Origin of the sequence: Amycolatopsis sp. SID8362, from assembly GCF_010550475.1 — a bacterium.
Lineage (GTDB): Bacteria > Actinomycetota > Actinomycetes > Mycobacteriales > Pseudonocardiaceae > Amycolatopsis > Amycolatopsis eburnea.
This window is the reverse complement of the sequence record NZ_JAAGNB010000073.1, coordinates 1-2,905: the sequence shown is the minus strand read 5'-3', so window position 1 is coordinate 2,905 and position 2,905 is coordinate 1. Positions and strand designations below refer to the sequence as shown.

The following is a 2,905-nucleotide window of genomic DNA, read 5'->3' as shown; positions in this document are numbered from 1 at the left end:
CTCGCCGGGTTCGGGCACCGGGCTCACCGGTGTCGGCGAGCGGATCGCCCTGCTGGGCGGCTCGCTCACGGCCGGGCCGGCCGGCGAGCGGATGTTCTCGCTGCGCGCCTGGCTGCCCTGGGCACCGGCGGCCGCCCCGGCCCCCTAGCATGTGCGGGTGAGCGTCCGCGTACTGCTCGTCGACGACGACCCGCTGGTCCGCACCGGCCTGACCATGATCCTCGGCAGCGCGCCCGACATCACCGTCGTCGCGGAGGCGGGTGACGGCGACGAAGCGGTGCAGCAGGTCGCGCGGCACGCACCCGACGTCGTCCTGATGGACATCCGGATGCGCCGGATGGACGGCCTCGCGGCGACGGCGGCGGTGCTCGCCCAGCCACGCCCGCCGCGGGTGCTGATCCTGACGACGTTCGACCTCGACGAGTACGTCTTCGAAGCGCTCGCGGCCGGTGCCAGCGGGTTCCTGCTCAAGGAAGGCTCGCCGCAGGAGATCATCGAGGGCGTCCGGGTGGTCGCGAACGGCGACGCGATGCTGTCGCCCCGCACGACGAAACAGCTGATCGGCCAGTTCGTCGCGACCCGCGTGAGCCCGCGCCGAGCCCTCGCCCAGGCGAAGCTGGGCCTGCTGAGCGACCGCGAACGCCAGATCGTCACGGCGGTCGCGCGGGGCAAGCCGAACGCGGAGATCGGGGCGGAGCTGTTCGTCAGCGAAGCGACGGTGAAAACGCACATCACGCGCACGTTCGCGAAGCTCGACGTCAGCAACCGGGTCCAGCTCACGATCTTCGCTTACGAAGCGGGGCTCGTCACACCCTGAGCCCGGGTGTTGCACCGAGGCCCCGTGAAGCGATGTAACGAACATGACCCGCCCCGATGACGAACAGCACCGCGCACTGGTCGCGGCGCTGCGGGAGTGGGCCCGCCAGGTCGATTCCGTGCCCTACCCCGCCAAGCTCGACATCGACGCGCTGCTGGACCGCTACTACGAGAGCCGGCCGGCACCGCCGCCCGCCGCGTCGCTGGTGCTCACCGCGACCGCCGACGCCACCGTCGTCGCCGTCTCCGGGGACATCGACCTGGCCTGCGGGGACCGGTTGCACGACCGGCTCGCCGAAGAGATCGGGCTGGCCCCGCGCGGTCTCGTCCTCGACCTGACCGGGGTGCGCCACTGTTCCGCCCGCGGCGTCGCGCTCCTGCACGAGGTGGCCGGCCGCGCCCACCGCGCCGGGGTCCCGTTCGCCCTCGCCGGCTGTCCCGCGGTGGTGCTCCGGGCGATCGAGACCCTCCGGCTGGGCCCGCTCCGGCCGCTGCACCCCACCGTGGCCGACGCGCTCGAGTGGCTCGGGATCCTGACCCGGCTGCGGGCGGCTACTTCGCCGCCGGAGCCGTGGCCACCGCCGACTCACCGAACCTGATCCCCTTGGCCTCCTTGCCGATCGCCGTCAGCACCGCCACCGCGACCAGGCCGGGGACCACCGTCCACAGCAGCGCCGAGGTGTACCCGTGCGCCTCCGCGACGGCCTGCTGGATCGGCAGGTTCAGCGCGGCCAGCAGGTTGCCCAGCTGGTAGGTCACGCCCGGGTAGAAGCCGCGGATGGCGTCCGGGGACATCTCGGTCAGGTGCGCCGGGATCACGCCCCACGCGCCCTGCACCATGATCTGCATCAGGAACGAGCCGAGCGCGAGCATCCCCGCACCGTGGTCGAACGCGAAGATCGGGATCACCGGCAGGCCGAGCACCGCCGCCGTGACGATCGTGCGTCGGCGGCCCAGGCGTTCGGACAGCGTGCCGAAGGTCAGGCCGCCGATGATGGCGCCGACGTTGTACAGCACGGCGATCCAGGTGCTCGTCGACGCGCTGAGCCCGGCGCCGCCGTTTTCGTGGGCCTTCAGGAAGCTCGGGTAGACGTCCTGGGTGCCGTGGCTCATCCAGTTGAACGCCGTCATCAGCAGGATCAGGTAGCCGAAGCGGCGGATCACCTTCGGGTTCAGCAGGATGTCCTTGACCGACGTCCGCGTCACGCGCAGCTTCTCCCGCGCGACCTCCCAGACCTCCGACTCGCGCACGCGCGCCCGGATCAGCAGGCTGATCAGCGCCGGGAAGATGCTGAGCACGAAGATCCAGCGCCATTCGAGGTCGAGCAGCGAGTGGAACAGCAGGTACGCGAGCGCGGCGAGCAGGTAGCCGATCGAGTAGCCGACCTGCAGCAGGCCCGAGAAGAACCCGCGGCGGGCCACCGGGATCTTCTCCATCGCCAAGGCCGCGCCGAGGCCCCACTCGCCGCCCATGCCGATGCCGTAGACGAAGCGCAGGACGAGCAGCACGGTGTAGTTCGGGGCGAACGCGCAGAGCAGGCCGGCCACCGAGTACAGCAGGACGTCGGCCATCAGCGGGATCCGCCGTCCCACCCGGTCGGCCCACAGGCCGAACAGCAGCGCGCCGACCGGGCGCATCACCAGCGTGGCGGTGGTGATGAACGCCAGCTGCGTCGCCGTCGCGCCGAACGACTTGTCCTTGGCGATGTCCGCCAGGACGAAGACGACGAGGAAGTAGTCGAACGAGTCCATGCTCCAGCCGAGCAGCGCCGCGAGGAAGGCGTTGCGCTGATCGGATGTAAGCGCTTTCTTGGCCGGCGCCGATGCCGGCTGGCGTTCCGTCACGTTTGCCCCGTCCCGTCGGTTGTTCACCGGAAGACCGCAGGCACGGTGTAGCACCCACGGCGGGGCGCGGGCAAGGGTCAGAGCGCGACGCGGGTGCGGACCCGGCGGCCGACGTCGCGCGCCCAGGCCTTGATCAGGTCCCAGTCGCGGAAGTCGCCGGCACGCCGCCCGGCCGCGAACAGGCGCGGGATGAGGCCGCGCACGGTCGCCGGGTCGAGGCGCCCGCCGAAGGTCGCGGTGCGCT

The 2,905-nt window shown here is 71.6% G+C and carries 3 protein-coding genes and 1 pseudogene; 2 read left to right on the top strand and 2 right to left on the bottom strand.

The features are described from left to right. Nucleotides 1–157: 157 nt before the first annotated feature. Both G3I65_RS02855 and G3I65_RS02850 read left to right on the top strand, forming a co-directional pair. Nucleotides 158–817, top strand: coding sequence for a response regulator transcription factor (locus G3I65_RS02855; RefSeq protein ID WP_160694455.1), 660 nt, complete (start codon nucleotides 158–160; stop codon nucleotides 815–817). 43 nt (nucleotides 818–860) lie between these two features. Beyond that, complete coding sequence (locus G3I65_RS02850) at nucleotides 861–1,415, top strand: STAS domain-containing protein (RefSeq protein WP_160694453.1); 555 nt, start codon at nucleotides 861–863, stop codon at nucleotides 1,413–1,415. Here the strand turns inward: G3I65_RS02850 and G3I65_RS02845 are convergent. After that, on the bottom strand, nucleotides 1,369–2,661 hold the full coding sequence (locus tag G3I65_RS02845; RefSeq protein WP_160694450.1) for an MFS transporter: 1,293 nt from the start codon (nucleotides 2,659–2,661) through the stop codon (nucleotides 1,369–1,371). The genes G3I65_RS02850 and G3I65_RS02845 overlap by 47 nt on opposite strands. 77 nt (nucleotides 2,662–2,738) lie before the next feature. Next, a pseudogene (locus tag G3I65_RS56930) lies at nucleotides 2,739–2,905 on the bottom strand (flavodoxin); the annotation flags it as partial.

Coding starts and splice junctions, on each gene's coding strand:
- G3I65_RS02850 (WP_160694453.1), top strand. CDS start 861: ATGACCCGCCCCGATGACGAACAGCACCGCGCACTGGTCGCGGCGCTG.